25 protein-coding genes and 1 other RNA gene are annotated in these 26209 nt (G+C 55.0%); 19 read left to right on the plus strand and 7 right to left on the minus strand.

Going from position 1 to position 26209, the window contains the following annotated elements; translation table 11 throughout:
* Positions 1-35 precede the first annotated feature (35 nt).
* The 7 genes from clpP (at position 36) to fadM (ending at position 8269) form a co-directional block, all read left to right on the plus strand.
* Positions 36-659 (plus strand): ATP-dependent Clp endopeptidase proteolytic subunit ClpP, encoded by a 624-nt coding sequence (gene clpP, locus F384_RS01930; protein WP_002891804.1) that lies wholly within the window; start codon positions 36-38, stop codon positions 657-659.
* A gap of 127 nt (positions 660-786) precedes the next feature.
* On the plus strand, positions 787-2061 hold the full coding sequence (gene clpX, locus F384_RS01935) for an ATP-dependent protease ATP-binding subunit ClpX (RefSeq protein WP_042324505.1): 1275 nt from the start codon (positions 787-789) through the stop codon (positions 2059-2061).
* Positions 2062-2245: 184 nt separating this feature from the next.
* Entirely contained in the window at positions 2246-4600 is a 2355-nt protein-coding gene (gene lon / locus F384_RS01940) for an endopeptidase La (protein WP_046476397.1), read from the plus strand.
* Between the two features lie 193 nt (positions 4601-4793).
* A complete protein-coding gene (gene hupB, locus F384_RS01945; protein WP_152754439.1) occupies positions 4794-5081 on the plus strand; it encodes a nucleoid-associated protein HU-beta in 288 nt (95 codons plus the stop codon).
* Positions 5082-5349: 268 nt separating this feature from the next.
* Complete coding sequence (gene ppiD / locus F384_RS01950; protein WP_046476400.1) at positions 5350-7224, plus strand: peptidylprolyl isomerase; 1875 nt, start codon at positions 5350-5352, stop codon at positions 7222-7224.
* Positions 7225-7373: 149 nt separating this feature from the next.
* The gene (locus tag F384_RS01955; protein WP_046476403.1) at positions 7374-7754 is read left to right on the plus strand and encodes a helix-hairpin-helix domain-containing protein; all 381 of its coding nucleotides are present in this window, start codon (positions 7374-7376) and stop codon (positions 7752-7754) included.
* A gap of 116 nt (positions 7755-7870) precedes the next feature.
* Positions 7871-8269, plus strand: a complete 399-nt coding sequence (gene fadM, locus F384_RS01960; protein WP_043001576.1) for a long-chain acyl-CoA thioesterase FadM — start codon at positions 7871-7873, stop codon at positions 8267-8269.
* Between the two features lie 105 nt (positions 8270-8374).
* Here fadM and queC read toward each other — a convergent pair whose 3' ends face one another.
* Together queC and F384_RS01970 are read right to left on the minus strand one after the other, a co-directional pair.
* Complete coding sequence (queC, locus tag F384_RS01965) at positions 8375-9070, minus strand: 7-cyano-7-deazaguanine synthase QueC (protein WP_046476406.1); 696 nt, start codon at positions 9068-9070, stop codon at positions 8375-8377.
* A gap of 64 nt (positions 9071-9134) precedes the next feature.
* Positions 9135-10835, minus strand: coding sequence for an SgrR family transcriptional regulator (locus F384_RS01970; protein WP_046476408.1), 1701 nt, complete (start codon positions 10833-10835; stop codon positions 9135-9137).
* 99 nt (positions 10836-10934) lie between these two features.
* Between F384_RS01970 and cof the strand changes: the two genes are divergently transcribed.
* A complete protein-coding gene (cof, locus tag F384_RS01975; protein ID WP_046476411.1) occupies positions 10935-11753 on the plus strand; it encodes an HMP-PP phosphatase in 819 nt (272 codons plus the stop codon).
* 47 nt (positions 11754-11800) lie between these two features.
* On the opposite strand, the gene F384_RS01980 is transcribed toward cof, so the two are convergent.
* Positions 11801-12856 (minus strand): PLP-dependent cysteine synthase family protein, encoded by a 1056-nt coding sequence (locus F384_RS01980; RefSeq protein ID WP_080949858.1) that lies wholly within the window; start codon positions 12854-12856, stop codon positions 11801-11803.
* 112 nt (positions 12857-12968) lie between these two features.
* Between F384_RS01980 and decR the strand changes: the two genes are divergently transcribed.
* The 5 genes from decR to amtB all read left to right on the plus strand — a co-directional run bounded on the left by decR (position 12969) and on the right by amtB (position 18896).
* On the plus strand, positions 12969-13427 hold the full coding sequence (gene decR, locus F384_RS01985) for a DNA-binding transcriptional regulator DecR (RefSeq protein WP_046476416.1): 459 nt from the start codon (positions 12969-12971) through the stop codon (positions 13425-13427).
* A 45-nt stretch (positions 13428-13472) separates the two neighbouring features.
* Positions 13473-15245: a SmdA family multidrug ABC transporter permease/ATP-binding protein gene (locus tag F384_RS01990; RefSeq protein WP_046476418.1), complete on the plus strand. Its 1773-nt coding sequence runs from the start codon at positions 13473-13475 to the stop codon at positions 15243-15245.
* Positions 15238-17016, plus strand: a complete 1779-nt coding sequence (locus F384_RS01995; protein WP_046476421.1) for a SmdB family multidrug efflux ABC transporter permease/ATP-binding protein — start codon at positions 15238-15240, stop codon at positions 17014-17016. The genes F384_RS01990 and F384_RS01995 overlap by 8 nt, the downstream gene beginning before the upstream one ends.
* A gap of 223 nt (positions 17017-17239) precedes the next feature.
* Positions 17240-17578 (plus strand): P-II family nitrogen regulator, encoded by a 339-nt coding sequence (gene glnK, locus F384_RS02000; protein WP_002891893.1) that lies wholly within the window; start codon positions 17240-17242, stop codon positions 17576-17578.
* A gap of 31 nt (positions 17579-17609) precedes the next feature.
* Positions 17610-18896 (plus strand): ammonium transporter AmtB, encoded by a 1287-nt coding sequence (amtB, locus tag F384_RS02005; protein WP_046476482.1) that lies wholly within the window; start codon positions 17610-17612, stop codon positions 18894-18896.
* 77 nt (positions 18897-18973) lie between these two features.
* Here amtB and tesB read toward each other — a convergent pair whose 3' ends face one another.
* Positions 18974-19834 (minus strand): acyl-CoA thioesterase II, encoded by an 861-nt coding sequence (gene tesB / locus F384_RS02010; protein ID WP_046476485.1) that lies wholly within the window; start codon positions 19832-19834, stop codon positions 18974-18976.
* Positions 19835-20046: 212 nt separating this feature from the next.
* Here tesB and F384_RS02015 point away from each other — a divergent pair, with 212 nt between their 5' ends.
* A complete protein-coding gene (locus tag F384_RS02015) occupies positions 20047-20616 on the plus strand; it encodes a YbaY family lipoprotein (protein WP_046476487.1) in 570 nt (189 codons plus the stop codon).
* 31 nt (positions 20617-20647) lie between these two features.
* Here F384_RS02015 and F384_RS02020 read toward each other — a convergent pair whose 3' ends face one another.
* Positions 20648-20959 (minus strand): MGMT family protein, encoded by a 312-nt coding sequence (locus F384_RS02020; RefSeq protein WP_193388311.1) that lies wholly within the window; start codon positions 20957-20959, stop codon positions 20648-20650.
* A gap of 162 nt (positions 20960-21121) precedes the next feature.
* Here F384_RS02020 and ffs point away from each other — a divergent pair.
* From ffs to F384_RS02030, 3 genes are all read left to right on the plus strand, one after another.
* Positions 21122-21218, plus strand: an RNA gene (ffs, locus tag F384_RS28180) — signal recognition particle sRNA small type.
* 194 nt (positions 21219-21412) lie between these two features.
* Positions 21413-21664, plus strand: coding sequence for a hypothetical protein (locus tag F384_RS02025; protein WP_046476489.1), 252 nt, complete (start codon positions 21413-21415; stop codon positions 21662-21664).
* On the plus strand, positions 21661-21879 hold the full coding sequence (locus tag F384_RS02030; protein WP_042324470.1) for a hypothetical protein: 219 nt from the start codon (positions 21661-21663) through the stop codon (positions 21877-21879). The genes F384_RS02025 and F384_RS02030 overlap by 4 nt, the downstream gene beginning before the upstream one ends.
* On the opposite strand, the gene F384_RS02035 is transcribed toward F384_RS02030, so the two are convergent.
* Complete coding sequence (locus tag F384_RS02035) at positions 21876-23303, minus strand: PLP-dependent aminotransferase family protein (protein ID WP_046476493.1); 1428 nt, start codon at positions 23301-23303, stop codon at positions 21876-21878. The two genes, F384_RS02030 and F384_RS02035, sit on opposite strands and share 4 nt — an antisense overlap.
* Before the next feature lie 83 nt (positions 23304-23386).
* On the opposite strand from F384_RS02035, the gene F384_RS02040 reads away from it, so the two are divergent.
* Positions 23387-23983 carry a YczE/YyaS/YitT family protein gene (locus F384_RS02040; protein ID WP_046497614.1) on the plus strand — a complete coding sequence of 199 codons (597 nt, stop codon included), beginning with the start codon at positions 23387-23389 and terminating at the stop codon, positions 23981-23983.
* A gap of 81 nt (positions 23984-24064) precedes the next feature.
* A complete protein-coding gene (locus F384_RS02045) occupies positions 24065-24418 on the plus strand; it encodes a DUF1428 domain-containing protein (RefSeq protein ID WP_046476496.1) in 354 nt (117 codons plus the stop codon).
* 39 nt (positions 24419-24457) lie between these two features.
* Here the strand turns inward: F384_RS02045 and F384_RS02050 are convergent, their stop codons facing one another.
* Complete coding sequence (locus F384_RS02050; protein ID WP_046476499.1) at positions 24458-26008, minus strand: EAL domain-containing protein; 1551 nt, start codon at positions 26006-26008, stop codon at positions 24458-24460.
* Positions 26009-26209 lie beyond the last annotated feature (201 nt).

Here is a 26209-nt window from a genome sequence, read left to right on the forward strand (position 1 = left end):
AGCAGGTTTTTTCATTTTTTATCCAGGAGACGGAAATGTCATACAGCGGCGAACGAGATAACTTTGCACCCCATATGGCGCTGGTGCCGATGGTCATTGAACAGACCTCACGTGGTGAGCGCTCTTTTGATATCTACTCTCGTCTACTTAAGGAACGTGTCATTTTTCTGACCGGTCAGGTCGAAGATCATATGGCTAACCTGATTGTGGCGCAGATGCTGTTCCTGGAAGCGGAAAACCCGGAAAAAGACATCTACCTGTACATTAACTCTCCGGGCGGCGTGATCACCGCAGGCATGTCGATTTATGACACCATGCAGTTTATTAAGCCAGACGTCAGCACCATCTGTATGGGCCAGGCGGCCTCGATGGGCGCGTTCTTGCTGACCGCCGGGGCGAAAGGTAAACGTTTCTGCCTGCCGAACTCCCGTGTGATGATTCACCAGCCGTTGGGCGGTTACCAGGGCCAGGCAACAGATATTGAAATTCACGCCCGTGAAATCCTGAAAGTAAAAGGGCGCATGAACGAACTTATGGCACACCATACGGGTCAATCTCTTGAGCAGATTGAGCGTGATACTGAGCGCGATCGCTTCCTCTCTGCCGCTGAGGCAGTGGAGTATGGCTTAGTCGACTCGATTTTGACCCATCGTAATTGATGCCCGGGGCGCAACTCTGCCGCTATACTTACCAGGGGCGGCACAACGCGACAAAGCGAGTTGCGCCTGAGAATGGCATTTTGCGTCGTCGTGTGCGGCACAAAGAACAAAGAAGAGGTTTTGACTCATGACAGATAAACGCAAAGATGGCTCGGGCAAATTGTTGTACTGCTCTTTTTGCGGCAAAAGCCAGCATGAAGTGCGTAAGCTCATCGCCGGTCCATCCGTGTATATCTGCGATGAATGTGTCGATCTGTGTAACGACATCATTCGCGAAGAGATTAAGGAAGTTGCACCGCATCGTGAACGCAGTGCGCTGCCGACGCCACACGAAATTCGTAACCACCTTGACGATTACGTCATTGGTCAGGAACAGGCGAAAAAAGTGCTGGCGGTCGCGGTATACAACCACTACAAACGTCTGCGCAATGGCGACACCAGTAATGGCGTCGAATTGGGCAAAAGTAACATTCTGCTGATCGGTCCGACCGGTTCCGGTAAAACGCTGTTGGCGGAAACGCTGGCGCGCCTGCTGGACGTTCCGTTCACAATGGCGGATGCCACCACGCTGACCGAAGCGGGTTACGTGGGTGAAGACGTTGAGAACATTATTCAGAAACTGTTGCAGAAGTGCGACTACGATGTGCAGAAGGCGCAGCGTGGTATCGTCTATATCGATGAAATTGATAAGATTTCCCGCAAGTCTGACAACCCGTCGATTACCCGTGACGTTTCCGGCGAAGGCGTACAGCAGGCGCTGCTGAAACTGATTGAAGGGACGGTTGCCGCCGTTCCGCCGCAGGGTGGACGTAAACATCCGCAACAGGAATTCTTGCAGGTGGATACCTCAAAGATCCTGTTCATCTGTGGCGGTGCATTTGCCGGCCTGGATAAAGTGATCGCCAATCGTGTTGAAACCGGCTCCGGCATTGGTTTTGGCGCGACGGTGAAAGCGAAATCTGACAAGGCCAGCGAAGGCGAACTGCTCTCGCAGGTGGAACCGGAAGATTTGATCAAATTCGGTCTGATTCCCGAATTTATCGGTCGTCTCCCGGTCGTGGCGACGCTGAGTGAACTGAGCGAAGAAGCGCTGATCCAGATCCTGAAAGAGCCGAAAAACGCCCTGACCAAGCAGTATCAGGCGCTGTTCAACCTCGAAGGCGTTGACCTGGAATTCCGCGACGAAGCGCTGGATGCGATTGCCCGCAAAGCGATGGCGCGTAAAACCGGCGCTCGTGGTCTGCGTTCCATCGTAGAAGCCGCGCTGCTGGATACCATGTACGATCTGCCTTCGATGGAAGACGTCGAAAAAGTAGTGATTGATGAGTCGGTGATCGGCGGTCAGAGCAAGCCATTACTGATTTACGGTAAGCCGGAAGCGCAGCAGGCATCTGGTGAATAATTAACCAATTCATACAATCAGTTAATCAGAAAGGGGGGATTTTATCTCCCCTTTTATTTTTCCGTAAACATGGCGTTGAATGTGTGGGAAACATCCCCATATACTGACATACATGTTAAAGGTGGCATGAAGCACAGCTATGCCATCTGATTACCTGGCGGACACTAAACTAAGAGAGAGCTCTATGAATCCTGAGCGTTCTGAACGCATTGAAATCCCCGTATTGCCGTTGCGCGATGTGGTGGTTTATCCGCACATGGTCATACCCTTGTTTGTAGGGCGGGAAAAATCTATCCGTTGTCTGGAAGCGGCTATGGACCATGATAAAAAAATCATGCTGGTCGCCCAGAAAGAAGCATCAACGGATGAGCCGGGTGTAAACGATCTTTTCACCGTCGGGACCGTGGCCTCTATTTTGCAGATGCTGAAACTGCCTGACGGCACCGTCAAAGTGCTGGTCGAGGGGTTGCAGCGTGCGCGTATTTCCGCGCTGTCTGATAACGGCGAGCACTTCTCTGCGAAAGCGGAATATCTTGATTCGCCGGCTATTGACGAGCGCGAACAGGAAGTACTGGTACGGACGGCTATCAGCCAGTTCGAAGGCTATATCAAGCTGAACAAGAAAATCCCACCAGAAGTGCTGACGTCGCTCAACAGCATCGACGATCCGGCGCGTCTGGCGGACACCATCGCAGCCCATATGCCGCTGAAGTTGGCGGATAAGCAGTCCGTGCTGGAGATGTCAGACGTGAACGAGCGTCTGGAGTATCTGATGGCGATGATGGAGTCTGAAATCGATCTACTGCAGGTTGAGAAGCGTATTCGCAACCGCGTGAAAAAGCAGATGGAGAAATCTCAGCGTGAGTACTATCTGAATGAGCAGATGAAGGCGATTCAGAAAGAACTCGGCGAAATGGACGACGCGCCGGACGAAAACGAAGCGCTGAAGCGGAAGATCGACGCGGCGAAAATGCCGAAAGAGGCGAAAGAGAAAGCGGAAGCTGAACTGCAGAAGCTGAAAATGATGTCTCCGATGTCGGCTGAAGCGACCGTCGTTCGCGGTTACATCGACTGGATGGTACAGGTGCCGTGGAATGCGCGTAGCAAGGTCAAAAAAGACCTGCGTCAGGCGCAGGAAATCCTCGATACTGACCATTACGGTCTGGAGCGTGTGAAAGACCGCATCCTTGAGTATCTCGCGGTACAAAGCCGTGTAAACAAAATCAAGGGACCGATCCTGTGCCTGGTGGGGCCGCCGGGGGTTGGTAAAACCTCTCTGGGTCAGTCCATCGCGAAAGCGACCGGGCGTAAATACATCCGTATGGCGCTGGGCGGCGTGCGTGATGAAGCGGAAATTCGGGGTCACCGTCGGACGTATATCGGTTCTATGCCGGGTAAACTTATCCAGAAAATGGCCAAAGTGGGCGTTAAAAACCCGCTGTTCCTGCTCGATGAGATCGACAAAATGTCGTCTGACATGCGTGGCGATCCGGCGTCTGCTCTGCTGGAAGTGCTTGATCCAGAACAGAACGTGGCGTTCAGCGATCACTACCTGGAAGTGGACTACGATCTTAGCGATGTGATGTTCGTGGCGACCTCCAACTCCATGAACATCCCGGCGCCGCTGCTGGATCGTATGGAAGTGATCCGTCTGTCCGGTTATACCGAAGACGAGAAGCTGAACATTGCCAAACAGCACCTGCTGTCGAAGCAGATCGAACGTAACGCGCTGAAGAAAGGTGAGCTGACGGTCGACGACAGCGCCATCATCGGCATTATTCGGTACTATACCCGTGAAGCGGGCGTGCGTAGTCTGGAGCGTGAAATCTCCAAACTGTGCCGTAAAGCGGTTAAGCAGTTGCTGCTGGATAAGTCACTGAAACACATTGTGATCAATGGCGACAACCTGCACGACTACCTGGGCGTACAGCGCTTTGACTATGGTCGTGCGGACAATGAAAACCGTGTCGGCCAGGTGACCGGTCTGGCGTGGACGGAAGTGGGCGGCGATTTGCTGACCATCGAAACCGCCTGCGTACCGGGTAAAGGGAAACTCACCTACACCGGTTCTCTGGGCGAAGTGATGCAGGAGTCTATCCAGGCTGCGTTGACCGTGGTGCGTGCGCGCGCGGAAAAACTGGGTATTAATCCGGACTTTTACGAGAAACGCGATATCCACGTTCACGTACCGGAAGGGGCGACGCCGAAAGACGGCCCAAGCGCCGGTATTGCGATGTGTACGGCGCTGGTTTCCTGCCTGACCGGCAACCCGGTTCGCGCTGATGTGGCGATGACCGGTGAGATCACCCTGCGTGGTCAGGTACTGCCTATCGGTGGGTTAAAAGAAAAACTTCTGGCTGCACACCGTGGTGGTATTAAAACGGTCTTAATTCCAGATGAAAACAAACGCGACCTGGAAGAGATTCCGGACAACGTTATTGCCGATTTGGACATCCATCCGGTGAAACGCATTGAAGAGGTTTTGACCCTCGCTTTGCAAAATGAACCCTCTGGAATGCAGGTTGTGACGGCAAAATAGTGACCTCGCGCAAAGAGCACTAATAAAAACAGGGCTGGCAGGCCATTTCGGACTTGCCAGCCTTTTTTTGTATAGCTAATTTAGATGACGGATTGGGCTTGCCATCATTATCGGGTGTTGTAAGGGCATGGCAGGCCTGATATAACTGCTGCGCGGTCGTACTTTGATGGACTCAGGTGCGATATAAATTATAATGAGGAAGAGAAGAGTGAATAAATCTCAACTGATCGACAAAATTGCTGCAGGGGCTGATATCTCCAAAGCTGCGGCTGGGCGTGCGTTAGACGCAATTATTGCTTCTGTTACCGAATCTCTGAAAGAAGGGGATGACGTTGCGCTGGTAGGTTTTGGTACTTTTGCTGTTAAAGAGCGTGCTGCCCGTACTGGTCGCAACCCGCAAACAGGTAAAGAGATCGCCATTGCTGCCGCCAAAGTACCTGGTTTCCGTGCAGGTAAAGCACTGAAAGACGCAGTAAACTAAGCGTGATCCCCTTCCGGGGACAGGACTCAGTACAAGGGCGCATCAATTGATGTGCCTTTTTTATTTTTGCAGCGATTTTATACTCGTTGTGGGCTGACAATTGCCCCTGTTTCTTGTCACAATAGACCTTTATGCGCAGCGTTCAGGAAACGTTATGCTGCGTAACGCGTATATACACAAAGGTATTCACGTTGCATCGGGGCCGTTCACGACGAAGCAGCCTGAATGATGCAGTGTATAGTCACCTACAGCGGAGTGTGGTTACACCATGATGGACAACTTACGCACGGCTGCTAACAGTCTCGTGCTCAAGATTATTTTCGGAATCATTATCGTGTCGTTCATTCTGACCGGCGTGAGTGGTTACCTGATTGGCGGAGGCAATAACTACGCCGCTAAAGTGAATGACCAGGAAATCAGCCGTGGGCAGTTTGAGAATGCGTTCAACAGCGAACGTAATCGCATGCAGCAACAGTTGGGCGATCAGTATTCTGAACTCGCGGCGAACGAAGGTTACATGAAAACCCTGCGCCAGCAGACGCTCAATCGTCTGATCGATGAAGCGCTGCTTGACCAGTATGCCCGCCAACTCAAACTGGGCATCAGCGACGAGCAGGTGAAGCAGGCCATTCTCTCCACGCCAGCGTTCCAGGTTGACGGCAAGTTTGATAACAACCGCTACAACGCGATTGTGAATCAGATGGGGATGAGCGCTGACCAGTATGCACAGGCGCTGCGTAATCAACTGACCACACAGCAACTCATCAGCGGCGTCGCGGGTACCGATTTCATGCTCAAAGGCGAGACCGATGAACTGGCGGCGCTGGTCTCTCAGCAGCGTATCGTCCGTGAAGCCACGATTGACGTTAACGCGCTTGCCGCGAAGCAGTCGGTGACGGACCAGGAAGTGGCCAGCTACTATGAGCAGCACAAAAATAGCTTCATGACCCCGGAACAGTTCCGTGTCAGCTATATCAAGCTGGACGCGGCGTCGATGCAAAAGCCGGTCAGTGATGAAGATATTCAGTCTTATTACGATCAGCATCAGGATCAGTTCACCCAGGCGCAGCGTAACCGTTACAGCATCATCCAGACCAAAACGGAAGATGAAGCAAAAGCGGTTCTGGACGCGCTGAACAAAGGCGGTGACTTTGCGGCTCTGGCAAAAGAGAAATCTGCCGATATCATCTCTGCCCGTAACGGCGGCGATATGGGCTGGCTGGAAGAAGCAACCACGCCGGATGAGCTGAAAAATGCCGGGCTGAAAGAGAAAGGCCAGCTCTCTGGCGTCATTAAATCCTCTGTCGGTTTCCTGGTTGTGCGTCTGGACGACATTCAGCCGGCCATTGTGAAGCCGCTGAGCGAAGTCCGCGATGACATCACCGCGAAAGTGAAACAGGAAAAAGCGCTGGATGCTTACTTTGCCTTACAGCAGAAAGTGAGCGACGCGGCGAACAATGACACGGAATCTCTGGCTGGCGCTGAACAGGCGGCTGGCGCGAAAGCGGTACAGACTGGCTGGTTCAGCCATGACAACCTGCCGGAAGAGCTGAATTTCAAACCGGTATCTGACGCCATTTTTGATGGCGCTCTGCTGGGAGAAAACGGCGCGCCGGGCAGAAACTCCGATATCATCACCGTGGATGGCGATCGCGCGTTTGTCCTGCGTATCACTGAGCACAAAGCAGAAGCCGTGAAGCCACTGTCTGACGTGAAAGATCAGGTTATCGCGCAGGTTAAGCACAACAAAGCGGAGCAACAGGCTAAACTGGATGCGGAAAAACTGCTGGTTGAGCTGAAGGCGGGTAAAGGCGCAGAGGCGATGAGAGCCGCGGGTCTGAGTTTTGGCGAATCTAAAACGCTGAGTCGTTCGGGCCAGGATCCGGTTAGCCAGGCGGCGTTTGGTCTGAGCCTGCCAGCGAAGGACAAGCCGAGCTATGGCATTGCCAACGACATGCAGGGCAATGTGGTTCTGCTGGCGCTGGACGACGTGAAAGCGGGTTCCATGCCGGAAGAGCAGAAGAAAGCGATGGTTCAGGGGATCACCCAGAACAATGCGCAGATTGTCTTTGAAGCGCTGATGAGTAACCTGCGTAAAGAGGCGAAAATTAAAATCGGCGATGCAATGGATCAGCAGCCGTAATCGTCGAGGCTTCTCGCAAATCATTGCACAACTGTTGTAACTCCTGAAGGCCGCTTTCGCGGCCTTTTCCATTTCTGACATTTACCATTTGTTCGTGGGTTTTTGCCTCGCTATCGTGATTCCACTGTTAACAAACAAGGAGAAACAGTATGAAACATGGAATCAAAGCGCTACTTATCACTCTTTCATTCGCCTGCGCGGGGATGACGCAAAGCACACTGGCGGCGTCGTCGACAGCGGCAGCGAAAAGCACGGCGGTAGAGACTCACGCGCAAGAACCGGTCGCAGGGCAAAACAAAGCTGCGGTTTTGGAGAAAACCAGCACCGAAGAGGGCACCAGGGTCAGCATTAATACCGCGTCGGCAGCAGAACTGGCGCGGGCGATGAATGGTGTTGGTCTGAAGAAAGCACAGGCGATAGTCAGCTATCGCGAGGAATACGGCCCGTTTAAAACGGTAGAGGATCTTAAGCAGGTGCCAGGGATGGGGAATTCGCTGGTAGAACGTAATCTGTCAGTTTTAACACTTTAATAACTTGCGCAGTGGCAAAAATTTGCCAGGATAGTAGAGGTCATACCAGTTATGGCCTCTCTGCCACTTGAAATCCTTTGAGTATATTTTAATAAAAAACGTAAGGTCTCTGCGCTATGCAAACACAGATTAAAGTCCGTGGTTATCATCTTGATGTCTATCAGCACGTGAATAATGCCCGCTACCTTGAGTTTCTGGAGGAAGCGCGTTGGGATGGTCTGGAGAGCAGCGATAGCTTCCAATGGATGACCGCCCACAATATCGCTTTCGTGGTGGTCAACATTAATATCAACTATCGCCGCCCGGCGGTTTTGAGTGACCTGCTGACCGTCACCAGTCAGGTACAACAGCTAAACGGGAAAAGCGGTATTCTGAGTCAGGTGATTACGCTGGAACCTGAGGGGCAGGTGGTGGCCGATGCGCTCATTACGTTCGTCTGTATCGATCTGAAATCACAAAAGGCGCTGCCGCTGGAAGGCGAGTTACGCGAAAAACTGGAGCAGATGGTGAAGTAACGTCTTATTGCCTGATGGCGCTGCGCTTGTCAGGCCTACATATTCATCCTGCATAACGAATAGGCCGGATAAGGTGCCAGCACCGCCATCCGGCGAACCCCACAGTTACTTCAGCCCGGTCTTTTGCTTCATTGCGGCCATCACGGCCGGTTTATCCGCCAGGTAATGATTCAGGCCATTTGCGCGCAGATTACAGGCCGCACAGTGGCCGCAACCGTCACCCTTAATGCCGTTGTAGCAGGTCAGCGTTTCTTCACGCACCAGATCCAGCTTGCCCCAATAGTCTGCCAGCGCCCAGGTTTCGGCTTTATCAATCCACATCAGCGGCGTTTCAAAGCGGATATCCTTCGCCATCCCCAGTTTGACGGCATGATTCAGCGCCTCGACAAAATCATTGCGGCAGTCAGGGTAACCGGAAAAATCGGTCTCGCAGACACCGGTAATCACCGCTTCGGCTTTCACCTGATAAGCATAAATAGCCGCCAGAGTCAGAAACAGAATATTGCGTCCGGGGACAAAGGTATTAGGGATCCCATCGGCATCCGGTTCGTAATCCGGAACCGGAATGTTGTCACGGGTCAGACTGCTGACGGCCAGTTCACTCAGCAGCGTCACGTCCAGTACTTTGTGCGCGCGCGCACCCAGTTTCAGGGCCAGATCGCGTGCAACATCAATCTCTGCGCGATGGCGCTGACCATAATCAAAGGTCACGCAATGCACTTCATCATACTGATGCAGCGCCTGCACCAGACAGGTGGTGGAGTCCTGACCTCCACTGAATACTACGACGGCACGTTTCATGGTTAATCCTGAAAATTTGCTAAAGCGTTATGGTAGCGCCAGAGTCGCGTGTCGACCAGCTTCTTCACGCTGCCGGCGGCGGCAGCCAGGCTTCGGTGAACTCAAACCAGCCACGGGGATTCAGCCGCACTCCGTTCACGCCCGGCGGCGCGCTGATACGGTAGTGATAGTTAAACAGTGGCGTCAGCGTGGCGTCATTCATCAGGCCAGCGAAAACCTGCCGCAGTGCGGCATAGCGATGATCCTCTTCCGGTCTGATTTGCAACGCATCCAGCGTCGCCTGAAGATGGGAGAACGTCGGCGCATCCAGCACATGCGGCCAGAGCGAATCGCAACGCAACCACTGTTCGAGCGTATACTCAGGCGCTTCGCCGATCAGTCGGTCTCCCATCATCAGATCCGCTTCGGCAAGCTGTTGGCAGCCATCCCAGGTTTTCGCGTTATGAAAAATCAGCGTCAGTTCGCAACCCAGGGTTGCCAGCGTATGGCGCAGGCGTTCTGCCATGGTATGCAGTTCCACCGGCAGGTGATAAACCAGCGTCATTTTTTTCGGCAGTTCTACCTCGTCCAGCCCCTCCCACTGTGGGATGGCCCAGCCGGGCAACAGTTCATTACAGGGCGTAATCAGGTTTTCCCTCACATCCAGCGTTTGCAGTAGCGAAGAACGATGGATGAGGCTTATCAGCCGTCGAGCCTGTCGTGGCGTCAGACGGGGGCTTTTTTTCAACGTGAGATAGCAAAACCCGAGGCTAATGCCAGTGCTTACCGGACTTACCGTCGCGAGCTCTTCGGGTTTACCAATGGTTATCTGCACCGGATGGCGACAGCTGGTACCCAGATCCTGCGCAAAAAGCTGGGGGGTTATCCAGTACTCAATGGCTTTAAGCAATGGATGGGCGAGATGGTAATAGTCGTGGCTTTCCAGACGCACCAGTTCAGGTGTAAACAGCGTCAGACGAAAAGGCCCCGTTCCGATGATGGGATGCTCTGGATGCGCCAGCAGGCTGCCGTAGCTTGCCAGCCGATGCGCCAGCCAGAAATCGGGACGGTGCAGGAAAAACGTCAGACATTGAGGATGCGTCACCTCAATGTGCTTTACGCTGATAAACAGCCGGTTCAATGCCGGGAGTTCGCGCAGCATCAGCAGTCGCTGGTGCAGTTGTGCGGTTTCTACCGCGTCGCCGTTGTGCCAGAACAGTGTCGAGCGAATATAGAAGTCCCAGCGCAACCCGTCGGCGGAGATGTCCCAGTGGTGGGCTAAGTCCCCGCAGGGAAGCTGGGTCAGGCTGTCAAAACGCGTCAGACCGGAGAAAATCTGCCCCGCCAGATGCTGCTCGGCACGCCCGGGAAGAAAACCAGGGTGTAGCGGATCAAGCGGGCGGTAATAGGGAATACGCAGCGTGGGTGTGTCGTTTTGCCACTGACCGCCCATAAAGGGCTGTAGCATTGCCCGCAGTTCACCGGGCGCCAGTTGCGCCAGTTCCAGTACGCTAAGCTGTTGGCCCTTTTCCAGCGCCTGTTCCATCATCGCGGTGCGTAATGACTCCGGGGTCACCAGAAAACGCAACTGTCCGCGCTTTCCACGTCCGGACTGCGCTTCCCAGACCAGCCAGCCCGATTCCTGCGCCTGGCGTAACAATGTGCGAACGTGCCGCTCGCTACAGAAGCAGCGTTCAGCCAGTTCTCCGACGGTCACGTTCTGCGGTTCGCCATTAGAAGGCTGCCAAAGCCGCTGGTATTGATTAAGCCGATTGAGAAGTCGCATATAAACCCGGAACAATTTCTTTTATCTATTCACTATTACTTCCGTATATCTCAGGTGATACTCAATCACAAGTTAATCCGTCACAGAGTGGAGAAAGAGATGGCACGCCTGGCTGCATTTGATATGGATGGCACCCTGCTGATGCCAAATCACCTTTTGGGTGATGAAACGCTCTCGACTCTGGCGCGTTTACGCGAACGCGATATTACCCTGACGTTTGCCACCGGGCGTCATGTGCTGGAAATGCGCCATATTCTCGGCACCTTTTCACTCGATGCTTTTCTGATAACCGGTAACGGGACGCGCATCCACTCGCTGGAAGGCGAAGTGCTGCATCGACAGGATCTGGAACCGGCGGTTGCGGAGATCGTCCTGCATCAGCGCTGGGACACGCAGGCGAGCATGCATATCTTTAACGATAATGGCTGGTTTACCGGGCAAGAGATCCCCGAGATGCTACACGCTCACGTCTACAGCGGGTTTCGCTATCAGATAGTGGATGTCGCGCGTATCCCGGCAGATCGGGTGACCAAAGTCTGCTTCTGTGGCGATCATGACGATTTGACGCGGCTGAAAATTCAGCTTGAAGAGGTGTTAGGCGCGCGGGCCCATCTCTGTTTCTCAGCCGTCGATTGCCTGGAAGTGCTGCCGGTGGGCTGTAACAAAGGTTCTGCGTTGGAAGTACTGAGCGGACATCTGGGCCTGTCGCTGGCGGAATGTATGGCGTTTGGCGACGCCATGAACGATCGCGAAATGCTTGGCAGCGTCGGCCGGGGCCTGATCATGGGCAATGCCATGCCGCAACTTATTGCCGAACTTCCTCATTTACCGGTGATTGGTCATTGTCGCAATCAGGCGGTATCACACTTTTTGACACATTGGCTGGACTATCCAAATCTACCTTATTCCCCCGAATGAGAGACCCTACCAGCACCGGGCGTATGCCCGGTTTTTTTTGATTCGATTTAATTCACATTCAACAACCGGACCAGTTCCGCTTTCGACGCCGTGAGATCGCCAATGTGGGCACTCACCCATTCGTCATGGTAATAGGTGTCCAGATAGCGCTCGCCGCTGTCGCACAGTAGCGTCACCAGCGAACCGGTTTCTCCGGCTTCACGCATACGGGCGGCGAGTTGCAGCATGCCCCACATGTTGGTGCCCGTTGAGGCGCCCACTTTGCGGCCCAGTTGCGTTTCCAGCCAGTGCGCGGTCGCCACGCTGGCAGCGTCAGGTACGCGCAGCATCTCATCGACCACGTCGGCAATAAATGACGGTTCGACGCGTGGACGCCCAATCCCCTCAATTTTACTGCCGACGAGGCTGCGCAGCGTGGCGTCACGCGACTGCCAGAAAGGCAGGAAAACCGAGTTTTCCGGGTCCACCACCATCAGTTGTGTATCATAACCCTGGCAGCGAATGTAGCGACCAATGGTCGCGGAGGTCCCGCCGGTTCCGGCGCTCATGACAATGTGTTTCGGGACGGGATGCGGCTCGCACTGCATCTGGCGGAAGATACTGTCGGCGATATTGTTATTACCGCGCCAGTCGGTGGCGCGTTCGGCATAGGTGAACTGATCCATATAATGGCCATTCAACTCGCGCGCCAGCTGTTCTGAAGCGGCATAAATTTCGCAGGCACTGTCCACGAAATGACAGCGACCGCCGTAAAATTCAATCTGTTCGATTTTCCGTTTTGCCGTACAGGCGGGCATGACGGCAATAAACGGCAGCCCCAGCAGGCGGGCGAAGTAGGCTTCGGACACCGCCGTTGATCCGGAAGAGGATTCGATAATGGTCGTGCCTTCTTTAATCCAGCCGTTGCACAGCCCATAGAGGAATAGTGAACGCGCCAGCCGGTGCTTCAGGCTACCGGTCGGGTGGGTGCTTTCATCTTTCAGATAGAGCTGGATACCCGGAAATGCGGGTAACGACAGGCGGATGAGATGGGTGTCAGCCGAGCGCTGATAATCCGCATTAATCTCATTGATGGCATTTTTTACCCAGGTGCTGTTCATCATTAATATCCATTTGTCATTTTGTGCCAAGAGTAACGAAAAGCACGGAAAAAATTGTTGCCATTTAGCCTTTAAAATAGAATGGAAGGAGAAAATTCTTCTCTTAGGTGCCGGTATGCTAGATAAAATTGACCGTAAGCTGCTCTCCTTGTTGCAGCAGGACTGCACCCTCTCTTTGCAGGCGCTGGCGGATGCCGTTAATCTGACCACCACCCCCTGCTGGAAGCGCCTCAAACGGCTGGAAGATGATGGCATTCTGGTGGGCAAAGTCGCGCTGCTGGACCCGGAAAAACTGGGGCTGGGGTTAACGGCCTTTGTGCTCATTAAAACCCAGCATCACAGCAGTGACTGGTATTGCCGCTTCGTGACGGTGGTCAGTGAGATGCCGGAGGTGCTGGGCTTCTGGCGCATGGCTGGGGAGTACGACTACCTGATGCGGGTTCAGGTTGCCGACATGAAGCGCTATGACGACTTCTACAAACGTCTGGTAAACAGCGTTCCCGGTCTGTCGGACGTCACGTCGAGCTTTGCCATGGAACAGATTAAATACACAACTGCGCTACCAATCGAATAACTCTCCCGGCACGTTTTGCCGGAAAATCAGGTCAGGACATATTACGTGCGATTATTTGCTCAATTAAGCTGGTATTTTCGCCGGGAGTGGCGTCGCTACCTCGGGGCGGTTGCCTTGCTTATCATCATCGCTATTTTGCAACTCATTCCGCCGAAAGTCGTCGGTATCGTGGTGGATGGCGTGTCCACGCAACACTTTACCCCGCAACAGGTCATGATGTGGATTGGCACTATCGCCCTGATTGCCGTCGTGGTCTATCTGCTGCGCTACGTCTGGCGCGTGCTGCTGTTTGGCGCCTCTTACCAGCTGGCGGTGGAGTTGCGCGAAGATTATTACCGCCAGCTCAGTCGCCAGCATCCTGAATTTTACCTGCGCCATCGCACCGGTGATTTAATGGCCCGCGCCACCAATGACGTCGATCGCGTGGTCTTTGCCGCGGGGGAAGGGGTGTTAACGCTGGTGGATTCGCTGGTGATGGGTTGCGCGGTGTTGATCGTGATGTCCACGCAGATAAGCTGGCAGCTCACGCTGCTTGCACTGCTGCCGATGCCGGTGATGGCGCTGATGATCAAGCGCTACGGCGATCGTCTGCACGACCGTTTCAGATTAGCGCAGGCAGCATTCTCCAGCCTCAACGACCGTACCCAGGAGAGCCTGACCAGCATTCGCATGATCAAAGCGTTTGGTCTGGAAGACAGACAGTCCGCACTGTTTGCCGCCGACGCGGAAGATACCGGGAAGAAAAACATGCGCGTGGCGCGTATCGACGCCCGCTTTGATCCGACAATTTATATCGCCATCGGCACGGCGAACCTGCTGGCTATCGGCGGCGGCAGCTGGATGGTGGTGCAAGGTTCACTGACGCTGGGACAACTGACCAGCTTTATGATGTACCTCGGGCTGATGATTTGGCCGATGTTGGCGCTAGCGTGGATGTTTAACATCGTGGAGCGCGGCAGCGCGGCCTACGGCCGTATTCGCGCAATGCTGGCCGAAGCGCCGGTGGTGAATGACGGTAGCGAACCGGTGCCGGAAGGGCGAGGCGAACTGGCGGTGGCGATCCGGGAATTTAGCTACCCGCAAACCACGCATCCGACGCTGGAAAACGTTAATTTTCGACTGGAACCCGGACAGATGCTGGGCATCTGTGGGCCCACCGGCGCGGGTAAAAGCACCGTGTTGTCATTGATTCAGCGCCATTTCGATATCAACCTGGGGGAGATCCGCTTTCATGATATCCCCCTGCCGCGCCTGCAACTGGACAGCTGGCGCAGCCGGCTGGCGGTGGTCAGTCAGACGCCATTCCTGTTTTCGGATACCGTGGCCAACAACATTGCGCTGGGCTGCCCCAGCGCCACGCAGCAGGATATTGAACATGTGGCGCGTTTAGCCAGCGTGCATGAGGATATTCTCCGCCTGCCGCAGGGTTACGACACCGAAGTCGGCGAGCGCGGCGTGATGCTCTCCGGCGGGCAGAAACAGCGTATCTCTATTGCGCGGGCGCTGCTGTTGAATGCCGAAATTCTGCTCCTGGATGACGCGCTGTCGGCGGTGGACGGGCGAACGGAGCACCAGATCCTGCACAATCTGCGTCAGTGGGGAGAAGGGCGAACGGTGATCATCAGCGCGCACCGCCTCTCGGCGCTGACCGAAGCGAGCGAAATCATCGTGATGCAGCATGGGCATATCGCTCAGCGCGGCAATCACGAAGCGCTGGTGCAGCAGACGGGCTGGTATCGCGATATGTACCGTTATCAGCAACTGGAAGCGGCGCTTGATGATGCGCCGGAAAATGACGAGGAGGCGGCAAATGCGTAGTTTTGGGCAGTTATGGCCGACCCTCAAACGCCTGCTGGCTTATGGTTCTCCATGGCGAAAACCGTTAGGCGTTGCGGTGATTATGCTGTGGGTCGCGGCGGCCGCGGAAGTCAGCGGTCCACTGCTGATCAGTTACTTTATCGACAACATGGTGGCGAAAAATAACCTGCCGCTGGGGATGGTTGCCGGGCTGATTGCCGCCTATCTCGGGCTACAGGTTCTCGCCGCCAGTCTGCACTATGCTCAGTCGCTGCTGTTTAACCGCGCGGCGGTCGGGGTGGTGCAGCAATTGCGTACCGACGTGATGGATGCCGCGCTGCGCCAGCCGTTGAGTGAATTTGACATTCAGCCGGTCGGGCAGCTTATTTCGCGCGTCACGAATGATACCGAAGTGATTCGCGATCTGTATGTCACGGTGGTGGCGACGGTTCTGCGCAGCGCCGCGCTGATTGGCGCGATGCTGGTGGCGATGTTCAGTCTCGACTGGCGCATGGCGCTGGTGGCGATCCTTATCTTTCCGGCGGTGATGGTGGTGATGATTATCTATCAGCGTTACAGCACGCCGATTGTCCGCCGCATGCGGGCTTATCTCGCCGACATCAACGACGGTTTCAACGAAGTCATTAACGGTATGAGCGTGATCCAGCAGTTTCGCCAGCAGGCGCGCTTTGGTGAACGCATGGGCGAAGCCAGCCGCTCGCATTATCTGGCGCGTATGCAGACGCTGCGTTTAGATGGTTTTTTATTGCGGCCTCTGCTGAGCCTGTTTTCCGCGCTCATTCTCTGTGGTCTGCTGATGCTGTTCAGTTTTACCTCGGCAGGGACGATTGAGGTCGGTGTGCTCTACGCCTTTATCAGTTATCTGGGGCGCCTGAATGAACCGCTGATCGAACTGACCACTCAGCAGTCGATGCTGCAACAGGCGGTGGTGGCAGGGGAGCGTGTGTTTGAACTGATGGACGGGCCGCGCCAGCGTTACGGGCAGGACTCGCGTCCGCTGGCGTCCGGGCAGATTGACGTCGAGGATGTGTCGTTTGCCTATCGCGACGATAATCTGGTGCTGCAAAATGTCAGCCTCTCTGTGCCGTCTCGCAGTTTTGTCGCGCTGGTGGGGCATACCGGCAGCGGTAAAAGCACTCTCGCCAGTCTGCTGATGGGCTATTACCCGCTGAGTCAGGGGGAAATTCGCCTTGACGGGCGTCCATTACGTTCGCTGAGTCACAGCGTGCTGCGTCAGAGTGTCGCGATGGTGCAGCAGGATCCGGTGGTGATGGCGGATTCCTTCCTGGCAAATGTGACGCTGGGGCGAGATATCTCCGAAGAGCAGGTGTGGCAGGCGCTGGAGACGGTGCAACTGGCGGAACTGGCGCGCGGAATGAGTGAAGGTATTCATACGCAGCTTGGTGAGCAGGGGAACACGCTCTCTGTCGGACAGAAACAATTGCTGGCGTTGGCGCGGGTACTGGTGGCAACGCCGCAGATCCTGATCCTCGACGAAGCGACCGCCAGCATCGATTCAGGTACCGAGCAGGCTATTCAGCATGCGCTGGCCGCCGTGCGCGAGCACACCACGCTGGTGGTGATTGCGCACCGACTGTCGACGATTGTGGAGGCAGACACCATTCTGGTGCTTCATCGTGGGCAGGCCGTTGAACGCGGTACCCATCAGCAACTGCTTGCGGCGCAGGGGCGCTACTGGCAGATGTATCAGCTCCAGCTTGCCGGTGAAGAGCTGGCGGCCAGCGTACGTGAGGAGTCGCTTCCCGTCTGATGCACCGCCGCTGCCGGGTCACTTCGGCGGTGGTGCAAAAATGTAACGCATCATGCACTGTCATGGTGCGTTTTTCTTTTCCCGCTGTGTTTTCCTTTCTGAATCGCCCGCCAGACGGCCTGTAGAACAGACACTGGCTCCGTTTTTTCAATTCTGGCATACCCCTTGCAATACCTCTGTCGTGTAGTCGCACCACATGCCGAATTCTGACTGGAGGGGATCTATGAAGCTGGTTACCGTGGTAATCAAACCGTTCAAACTGGAAGACGTTCGCGAAGCGCTCTCTTCTATTGGTATTCAAGGGCTGACCGTCACCGAAGTAAAAGGGTTCGGACGTCAGAAGGGTCATGCCGAGTTATATCGGGGTGCAGAGTACAGCGTCAACTTCCTGCCGAAAGTGAAGATTGATGTGGCCATTGCCGACGACCAACTGGATGAGGTTATCGATGTCATCAGCAAGGCGGCCTATACCGGAAAAATTGGCGACGGCAAAATTTTCGTCGCGGAGCTGCAACGCGTCATTCGTATTCGCACCGGCGAAGCTGACGAAGCGGCGCTGTAAAGCCTGGCACACAGTAACGGGAAACGACAAAATGAAGATAGCAACGATGAAAACGGGCCTTGCTTCGCTGGCGCTGCTGCCAGGTCTCGCGATGGCTGCTCCGGCAGTGGCGGATAAAGCCGATAACGCCTTTATGATGATTTGTACCGCGCTGGTGCTGTTTATGACCATACCGGGTATCGCCCTGTTCTACGGCGGGTTGATCCGCGGCAAGAACGTCCTGTCGATGCTGACGCAGGTTACCGTCACCTTTGCGCTGGTGTGCATCATGTGGGTGGTGTTCGGCTATTCACTGGCGTTCGGTGAAGGGAACAGCTTCTTCGGTAACTTCAACTGGGTGATGTTGAAAAACATTGAGCTGACCGCCGTGATGGGCAGTATCTACCAGTATATTCACGTTGCTTTCCAGGGATCGTTTGCCTGCATTACCGTCGGCCTGATCGTCGGTTCGCTGGCAGAACGTATCCGTTTCTCCGCCGTCCTTATCTTCGTGGTGGTCTGGCTGACGCTTTCCTACATTCCGATTGCCCATATGGTGTGGGGCGGCGGCCTGCTGGGGTCGCACGGTGCGCTGGACTTTGCGGGCGGTACGGTGGTGCATATCAACGCCGCGATTGCGGGCCTGGTCGGTGCCTACCTGATTGGCAAACGTGTGGGCTTTGGCAAAGAGGCGTTCAAACCGCATAACCTGCCGATGGTCTTTACCGGTACGGCGATCCTCTATATTGGCTGGTTCGGCTTTAACGCCGGTTCCGCAGGGACGGCGAACGAGATTGCTGCGCTGGCCTTTGTGAACACCGTTGTGGCGACGGCCGCTGCGATTCTCGGCTGGATCTTCGGCGAGTGGGCGCTGCGCGGTAAACCGTCTCTGCTGGGCGCGTGCTCGGGGGCGATTGCTGGCCTGGTTGGCGTCACGCCTGCCTGTGGCTACATTGGCGTCGGCGGCGCGTTAATCATAGGCGTGGTAGCGGGAGTGGCCGGACTGTGGGGCGTAACCATGCTCAAACGTCTGCTGCGTGTTGATGACCCGTGCGATGTGTTCGGCGTTCACGGCGTCTGCGGGATTGTCGGCTGTATTCTGACCGGGGTCTTTGCCTCAAGCGCGCTGGGCGGCGTGGGCTTCGCTGAAGGGGTGACGATGGGGCACCAGCTGCTGGTGCAGCTTGAGAGCATCGCCATCACCATCGTCTGGTCTGGCGTTGTGGCCTTCGTCGGCTACAAGCTAGCGGATTTGACGGTAGGTCTGCGCGTACCGGAAGAGCAAGAGCGCGAAGGGCTGGATGTGAACAGTCACGGCGAGAATGCCTACAACGCATAACAGAAAAATGCCCGGTGAGGTTCGCCGGGCAACCATCGAATACGCCGGATGCGAAGCTCACGCCATCCGGCTTTTTCTTAGTTGTGATTGCGCATCACCCCTTCCTGAACGGTCGACGCCACCAGTTTACCGTCCTGCGTGTAGAATTCGCCGCGAACAAATCCCCGCGCGCTGGAGGCTGACGTGCTTTCCACGCTGTACAGCAGCCATTCGTTCAAATCAAACGGGCGGTGGAACCACATGGAGTGGTCGATCGTGGCAATCTGGATCCCTTTCTCCAGGAAGCCAATGCCGTGAGGTTGCAGGGCAACAGGCAGGAAATTGAGATCGGAGGCGTAACCCAACAGATACTGATGGACGCGAATGTCGTTGGGCAACGCACCGTTCGCGCGGATCCACACCTGGCGGGTGGGTTCTGCCACATGACCTTTCAACGGGTTATGAAACTCAACGGGGCGCACTTCCAGCGGGCGATCGCCGAGAAATTTATCCTTTAAAATCGGCGGCAACAGGTGCGCTACTGTCCGGGCAATATCGGTTTCTGACGTTAACCCTTCCGGCGCGGGGGCGTGCGGCATGGTTTTCTGATGTTCGAAACCGGGTTCCGGCGCCTGGAACGAGGCGGTCATGTAAAAGATGGGTTTCCCGTTCTGGATGGCGGCAACGCGACGGGCGCTGAAACTGTTGCCGTCGCGCAGAACTTCCACATCGTAAATAATGGGTTGCTGGCTGTCGCCGGGGCGTAAAAAATAGCTGTGAAACGAGTGAACCAGGCGTTCTTCTGCTACCGTTTCTTTCGCTGCATACAGCGCCTGACCGACGACCTGTCCGCCAAATACCTGACGCAACCCTAAGTCTTCACTTTGGCCCCGAAAGAGTCCTTCCTCAATTTTTTCCAGATTCAATAACGTCAGCAAATTTTTCAGTGCCTGACTCATACATGCTCTCCAGGTAACAACGACGCCGAAGCGAGATAGGCAGAGTATAACGCAATTTTGAAAGTGGTCCGATGGGTGCAATAGTCTGAAAAACGGACCAATTCCAGGCAAAAATAAGTGATGTGTGCCACACTTAGCTACGTTACGTTTTTGTTAACCACTCTTCCGGCGGGAGGAAAACCCGCTGGTGCAGAGATGATAAGGAGAATTTAATGAAGCTCATGCACATGGTAAGTGGTTTAGCGGTAGCAGTTGCTCTGGCCGCCTGCGCGGATAAAAGCGCGGATATCCAGACGCCCGCGCCGAACCCAAACACTTCAGCCACGGCCGCACAGCCTGCTATTGCGCAACCTAATGTCTCGGGTACCGTATGGATCCGTCAGAAAGTGGCGTTGCCGCCAGACGCCGTACTGACCGTGACCCTGTCGGATGCGTCGCTGGCCGATGCACCGTCGAAAGTTTTGTCTCAGAAAGCGGTGCGTACCGAAGGGAAACAGGCACCATTCAGCTTCGTCTTGCCGTTTAACCCGGCTGACGTGCAGCCGAACGCTCGTATTCTGCTGAGTGCGGCGATTACGGTGAATGACAAACTGGTGTTTATTACCGATACCGTTCAGCCGGTCATCAACCAGGGCGGCACGAAAGCCGATCTGACCCTGGTGCCGGTCCAGCAGACGGCAGTGCCTGTTCAGGCAAGCGGTGGGGCAGCGACCACGGTGCCTTCAACCTCGCCGACGCAGGTGAACCCGTCCTCTGCGGTGCCTGCCCCGACGCAGTACTAAGGCCCGCTTGACCCTCTCCACCCGGAGAGGGTCAATAATTCCAGCGATACCGCTGCAAATCGATCTGCCCGCTTCCGGATACCACGATGCCTTCCGCCAGTAATGCCTGCCGTTGTCGCTGGAGATCGGGACCGGTTAATGAAATCGTACCGTGCCGATTTACCACCCGATGCCAGGGCAGAGTGCTGCCTTCGGGTAAACGTTTGAGTACGCCGCCAACCTGTCTGGCCGCGCGCGGAGAGCCGGCGAGCATCGCGACGTCGCCATAAGTGGTGACGCAGCCTTCGGGAATGGAGGCAACAATTTGCCAGACGCGCTGCGGGAAAGTGTCTTGTCTGTCCATGGTCTCTTCCTGCGGGAATCCTTCAGCATAATCTGGAATGGCGGGCGCGGGAAGTTCCATTGCGCAAGAAACCAGCATCTGACCGCCGATGGCTTGCAATTACAGGGGGCAGCAGTGATAATGCGCCTGCGCGTTGGTTAACAACGCTCTCAATGGGGGCTCTGTTGGTTCTCCCGCAACGCTACTCTGTTTACCAGGTCAGGTCCGGAAGGAAGCAGCCAAGGCAGATGACGCGTGTGCCGGGATGTAGCTGGCAGGGCCCCCACCCAATTCTGCCGTCCGGCATCACATCTTCGTTTCTCTTCTTGTTGTTGTCATGGTTTTGTCATTTTTTTGTCATCAAATGCTGGCAGAGTGTTTTTGGGATGTTAAATCCTGGCGCTCAATTCTTTTATCACGCCGTGGCGATCCGTCGCCGGAGCCGTGTTTTGCCTGTCCATAAGGATTTTTACGATGGCTACTGCAGTACTGAATGTCAAAATTGATGAGACGTTAAAAGAAAAACTTCGTCATTACGCTGAAGTGAATAATGAGAATTTAAGCATCACGACAGAAAAACTGCTGCTGATTGCCTTCGACGTTGCGGCAGAGGCGGGAATCTCGGCTGGCGATATCGATAGCCAACACACGGAAGAGTCGTTTGTTGAGCCGCTGAATCCTAAAGAAATCAAAGCATTGCGCAGACTACTGAAGAAGAAAAAATGAAACAGCAAACGCTCTCCATCGCCAGTAACTATGGCGAAGCCTGTGAATTGCTCCGCTCGGGTTATGTTAAGCATGTTTGCCTGAGCTGGAACGTCGGCAGCGATGAATTTTTCCGCATTGCCTCAGACTGGTGCGATGCCGGTGCCAAAATAAAGAAAGAGGGTGATAATTTTATTATTTCCCTTAAAGGTTTTCCGGTTCCCCGCCAGCATTAAATAATCTTACGCACCTTACCGTTACTGGACTGCAGACGCAGTGTTTCCCAGAGCGGTTCCAGGGTGTTAAACGCCGCGCGCAGAGGGGCTTCCGGCAAGGCAAACGGCATGCGTAAGAAACGATCAAACGCACCCGCGAGCCCAAAGCGCGTGCCCGTACCCAGTTGAATCCCGACGCTTTCCGCCCGCGTGGCGAAAAGCGTCGCCAGCGTATCCGGTAATTCCACCCAAAACGATAATCCGCCCTGCGGTTGCTGATAGCGCCACTCGGGAAAGTGTGTGCGCATCAAGGTATCGCAGAGCGCGCGCTGTGTGGCTAACTGTTGTCTGCGCTGCGGCAAAAATAAATCGGCATTATCCAGCAACCACGTGGTGGCAAGTTGTTCGATGACCGGCGAGCCTAAATCGACCGTATCCCGCGTCTGCACCAGCGCGGCGATGGTGCGTGATGTCGCACGCACCCAGCCCAGACGCAATCCTCCCCAGAAGCTCTTGCCTGCCGAACCCAGCATGATCACAGGGGCATCGCGACGATACGCCGCCAAAGGCGGAGGCGGCGGGGCGTCGTACCAAAGATTCACCATCGTTTCGTCGATCACCAGCGTCGTCCGCGTACGGGCAGCGATATCCGCGATGATTTGTCGCGTCTCATCATCCATACAGCGCCCGGTGGGATTATGAAAATCCGGCATCAGATAGGCCATTCTCGGTGACGTCTGGGCGATCGTCGCGGCCAGTCCATCCGTATCCCACCCCTCTGCGGGTAAGGAGACGCCCACCGGTCGACAGGAGGCTCCCTGAATGGCGGCAATCGCCAGCGGGTACGTCGGGTGATCGACTACCACGCGATCGCCGGGGCCGGTCAGTAAGCGCAGGATCAGCGCCAGGCCGCTGACCGCGCCGTTAACCACCATGATTTCATCCGCCGTTGTCGGAAGGCCTCGCGCGCAGTAATGACGGGCGAGCGATTCACGCAGGCAGGGTAATCCCTGCGGCTGATAGCCCGACGTCAGCAAATGCGGCGGCATTGCAACCAGCGCCTGCTGATAAGCCTGATGGATTTCGGGCCCCGCGCTGAGGGCGGCGGTGGAGAGATCCAGCGCCATCGTGGTTCCGGTGCGCGTGGGGACTTCGCGGATATGACCCGGCAGAATCACGCGCGATCCACTACCGTGCCGACTCTCCAGATATCCCTCTTCCCGCAGTTGCGCCAACGCGCTGGCCACGGTGGTCCGGCTGACGTCGAGCACCGCAGCCAGTTCACGTTCTCCGGGTAAACGACTGTCGAGTGCCAGACGTCCGTCCAGGATCAGCAGACGCAGCGCTTCTGCCAGTTGCCGCCAGAGCGGGGTTCTTGATGCGCTGTCCTGCCAGTGTCCGAGCAGACGCTGGAGAGATTGACTTCCATAACGACGTGATGACATTGCAGTCCACTTTTTCAAAACTGGTCATTAATCATAATGCCAATTATAGAGAAGATGAATGTTATCTGAACGGGGAGGTGAAAATGGGGCGTCGTCTGGTTCAACTTTACTTTGGGCTGGCTCTGTATGGAGTATCAACCGCGATGTTTGTGCGCGCGGATTTAGGTGCCGATCCGTGGAACGTGTTCCATCTCGGGCTGGCAAATCTGTTGTCGATGAAGATTGGCATGGTGATGATTATTGTCGGGGCGCTGGTACTTTTGCTGTGGATCCCCCTGCGTCAACGCCCTGGGCTGGGCACCCTCAGCAATGTGATTGTGATTGGGCTCGCAGCCGATGCCGCGCTGGCGGTGATGCCGGATTTTTCCTCCCTCCTCGTGCGCAGCCTCATGCTGGTGGCCGCCGTAGTGGTGAACGCGCTGGCGACGAGTATGTACATTGGCGCGGGCTTTGGTGCCGGGCCAAGAGACGGCCTGATGACCGGCATTCACGCCCGCACGGGATGGTCGGTGCGTACCATCCGTACGGCGATTGAAGTCTCTATTTTATTAAGCGGTTGGCTGCTTGGCGGCACGCTTGGCGTCGGAACCGTGCTGTATGCGCTGGCGATTGGGCCGTTGATCCAACTCTGTCTGCCGTGGTTTCGCTACAAACCCCGGGCGCGGATTCAGACGGCATAGTAAGGAGAGGGCGACTACACTTATTCACGACTGACGCGGCTGGAATGGCTTGTCGCGCAGTGAACTTCGGAGGTTTATCTCATGAAGTACGTGGATGGTTTTGTCCTTGCCGTACCTGCCGAAAACAAGGAGGCGTATAAGGCGATGGCGGCAAAAGCAGCACCGTTGTTCAAGGAATTTGGTGCGCTCCGCATTGTGGAATGCTGGGCCGATGATGTGCCAGATGGCAAACTCACCGATTTTCGCATGGCGGTGAAAGCCGGGGATCACGAAGAAGTGGTATTCAGCTGGATTGAATACCCGTCGAAGGAAGTGCGGGATGCGGCGAATCAGAAGATGATGTCCGATCCGCGCATGAAAGCGTTCGGTGAGTCGATGCCGTTTGATGGTAAACGCATGATTTACGGCGGATTCTCACCCATTATCGACGATTAGCGTGACTGGCTGTGCGGCGTGCCGCCAGCCATCTCTGCGCTATAAGCGTTTTTCCGCCCACAGAATAAACGCTTCTTTGGGCAGCGCTTTGCTGTACAACCAACCCTGTCCGTAATGGACACCGTGCTGGCGCAGCCAGTCTTCCTGATTGGCCGTTTCAATCCCTTCCGCTACCATTTTCAGCTTCAGCGTCTTGGCCATTTCGATGATATGCGGCGTCACGTTTTTATACTCCAGCGCATCGACAAACGATTTGTCGATTTTCAGAATGTCCACGTCCAGATTCTGCAAATAGCTAAGGCTGGAATAGCCGGTGCCAAAATCATCAATATAGATGGCATGCCCCGCCTTGCGATAGCGGGCAACGATGGGCGAGCTGGTTTTCGGATCGGCAAATCCCCGCTCCGTCAGTTCCAGAGCGATTTGTGAAGGGGCAAGCTGATACCGGTTAAGCAGTTTACTAAGTAGCGTCGGGAGTTTTTCAGAGGTGAGATCCGCCGCCTCAATATTAATGGAAATATGCTGATCGGGATGTTGCTTCAGCCATTCCCCCATATCCTCGAACACCGTCTCGATAATTAAGCGGGTGAGTTGTTCGGTAAGACCGGTCTGTTCGGCCAGGACAATGAAAATGTCGGGTGACAAATAGCTGCCGTCGGTTTGCGGCCAGCGCGCCAGCGCTTCGCCACCGACTATTTTCCCGGTCGATAACGAAATGATGGGCTGGTAGTGAACCTTAATGTCCCGGTTGTTGATAGCGTCCTGCAACCGGTGACGCGGCGACTGGAGACGGCGCAGAATGCGCAGAATAAAGGCGGCAGCCAGCAGACCGATCAGAATACCGGCGGGAACCCAGATCAGCGCCTGCCGGTACCAGATTTTCTGCAGCGGAAGGGTGGACGCCCAACTGACGATGGTAATGCCCATTTCCGGGAAGGGCCGAATCTCATAAATAATGCCATGACTTTCCAGATGGCGAGGCGTGGTTTCCTGGGTAAATTGCAGGATATTCGGTGCAAGCGCGCTGCTGCTGGCAATGACGGTATTGTGTTTTACGCCGATAATCGCAACGTCGATCTGCCAGGCGCCAAAAGGCACTACGTCGATAAAGGATGCGGGATCAATCATCACAATGTAGTCGTCATAGCCTAATGCTGCCATATAGCGCTCGATCCCCAAGTCGTTATGCGCGGTAAACCAGGCGCGGTAGCCGTCGTTGGTGACTTTCATGGGGGGAGGAAAGGCCGTGGCATAGCTTTCCTGTTCCAGGGATGAGCAGAACGGTATGTTGTTTTGCAGATACAGCACTTCCTGGACATAGCGATAGCTGAAGGATATTCGCCGCATGGCCAGCAAGTGCTCACGCGAACACGGCACGCTCTTCACGGCATTAATCTGCTGCAATGCTTGCTTGGCCTGAGTCACCACGCGTTCAGTACGTTCAGAGACGCGGGCTGAGTAGGTATCCAACTCTTCGATGAATTTCTTTTCGACCTGGCGGTGAGCAAGCCAAATACTCAGTCCAACCGGAACCAATACGGAGAGGATAAGCACTCCTGTCACCAGACTGACCAGATGTCGTGTTCTCACGCAGATATCCTTAATAACGCATTGTAGAGAAAGTATATCCGATCGCGAAAAAAGCCCTGTAAATGATGTCGTTAATCTGCAAAATTTTTGATGGAAGCGTGGATTTCTACCGTTTTCACTACGAAAGAAGCAGCATGATGACAGAAAGGATTGAACTGCGGCGCGTTCAGCGATAAAGTAATGTTATATTATAACATATTA

The organism is Citrobacter amalonaticus Y19, assembly GCF_000981805.1.
GTDB lineage: Bacteria > Pseudomonadota > Gammaproteobacteria > Enterobacterales > Enterobacteriaceae > Citrobacter_A > Citrobacter_A amalonaticus_C.

What these genes read in the sequence shown, in the direction of transcription:
- F384_RS01955 (WP_046476403.1), top strand. Translation starts at nt 7,374, where the DNA reads ATGAAACATGGAATCAAAGCGCTACTTATCACTCTTTCATTCGCCTGC.
- clpP (WP_002891804.1), top strand. Translation starts at nt 36, where the DNA reads ATGTCATACAGCGGCGAACGAGATAACTTTGCACCCCATATGGCGCTG.
- F384_RS02025 (WP_046476489.1), top strand. Translation starts at nt 21,413, where the DNA reads ATGGCTACTGCAGTACTGAATGTCAAAATTGATGAGACGTTAAAAGAA.
- F384_RS02015 (WP_046476487.1), top strand. Translation starts at nt 20,047, where the DNA reads ATGAAGCTCATGCACATGGTAAGTGGTTTAGCGGTAGCAGTTGCTCTG.
- fadM (WP_043001576.1), top strand. Translation starts at nt 7,871, where the DNA reads ATGCAAACACAGATTAAAGTCCGTGGTTATCATCTTGATGTCTATCAG.
- F384_RS02030 (WP_042324470.1), top strand. Translation starts at nt 21,661, where the DNA reads ATGAAACAGCAAACGCTCTCCATCGCCAGTAACTATGGCGAAGCCTGT.
- ppiD (WP_046476400.1), top strand. Translation starts at nt 5,350, where the DNA reads ATGATGGACAACTTACGCACGGCTGCTAACAGTCTCGTGCTCAAGATT.
- decR (WP_046476416.1), top strand. Translation starts at nt 12,969, where the DNA reads ATGCTAGATAAAATTGACCGTAAGCTGCTCTCCTTGTTGCAGCAGGAC.
- amtB (WP_046476482.1), top strand. Translation starts at nt 17,610, where the DNA reads ATGAAGATAGCAACGATGAAAACGGGCCTTGCTTCGCTGGCGCTGCTG.
- F384_RS02035 (WP_046476493.1), bottom strand. Translation starts at nt 23,303, where the DNA reads ATGTCATCACGTCGTTATGGAAGTCAATCTCTCCAGCGTCTGCTCGGA.
- queC (WP_046476406.1), bottom strand. Translation starts at nt 9,070, where the DNA reads ATGAAACGTGCCGTCGTAGTATTCAGTGGAGGTCAGGACTCCACCACC.
- glnK (WP_002891893.1), top strand. Translation starts at nt 17,240, where the DNA reads ATGAAGCTGGTTACCGTGGTAATCAAACCGTTCAAACTGGAAGACGTT.
- F384_RS02020 (WP_193388311.1), bottom strand. Translation starts at nt 20,959, where the DNA reads ATGGACAGACAAGACACTTTCCCGCAGCGCGTCTGGCAAATTGTTGCC.
- F384_RS02040 (WP_046497614.1), top strand. Translation starts at nt 23,387, where the DNA reads ATGGGGCGTCGTCTGGTTCAACTTTACTTTGGGCTGGCTCTGTATGGA.
- F384_RS01980 (WP_080949858.1), bottom strand. Translation starts at nt 12,856, where the DNA reads ATGATGAACAGCACCTGGGTAAAAAATGCCATCAATGAGATTAATGCG.
- hupB (WP_152754439.1), top strand. Translation starts at nt 4,794, where the DNA reads ATGAGGAAGAGAAGAGTGAATAAATCTCAACTGATCGACAAAATTGCT.
- F384_RS02045 (WP_046476496.1), top strand. Translation starts at nt 24,065, where the DNA reads ATGAAGTACGTGGATGGTTTTGTCCTTGCCGTACCTGCCGAAAACAAG.
- clpX (WP_042324505.1), top strand. Translation starts at nt 787, where the DNA reads ATGACAGATAAACGCAAAGATGGCTCGGGCAAATTGTTGTACTGCTCT.
- tesB (WP_046476485.1), bottom strand. Translation starts at nt 19,834, where the DNA reads ATGAGTCAGGCACTGAAAAATTTGCTGACGTTATTGAATCTGGAAAAA.
- lon (WP_046476397.1), top strand. Translation starts at nt 2,246, where the DNA reads ATGAATCCTGAGCGTTCTGAACGCATTGAAATCCCCGTATTGCCGTTG.
- F384_RS01970 (WP_046476408.1), bottom strand. Translation starts at nt 10,835, where the DNA reads ATGCGACTTCTCAATCGGCTTAATCAATACCAGCGGCTTTGGCAGCCT.
- cof (WP_046476411.1), top strand. Translation starts at nt 10,935, where the DNA reads ATGGCACGCCTGGCTGCATTTGATATGGATGGCACCCTGCTGATGCCA.
- F384_RS01995 (WP_046476421.1), top strand. Translation starts at nt 15,238, where the DNA reads ATGCGTAGTTTTGGGCAGTTATGGCCGACCCTCAAACGCCTGCTGGCT.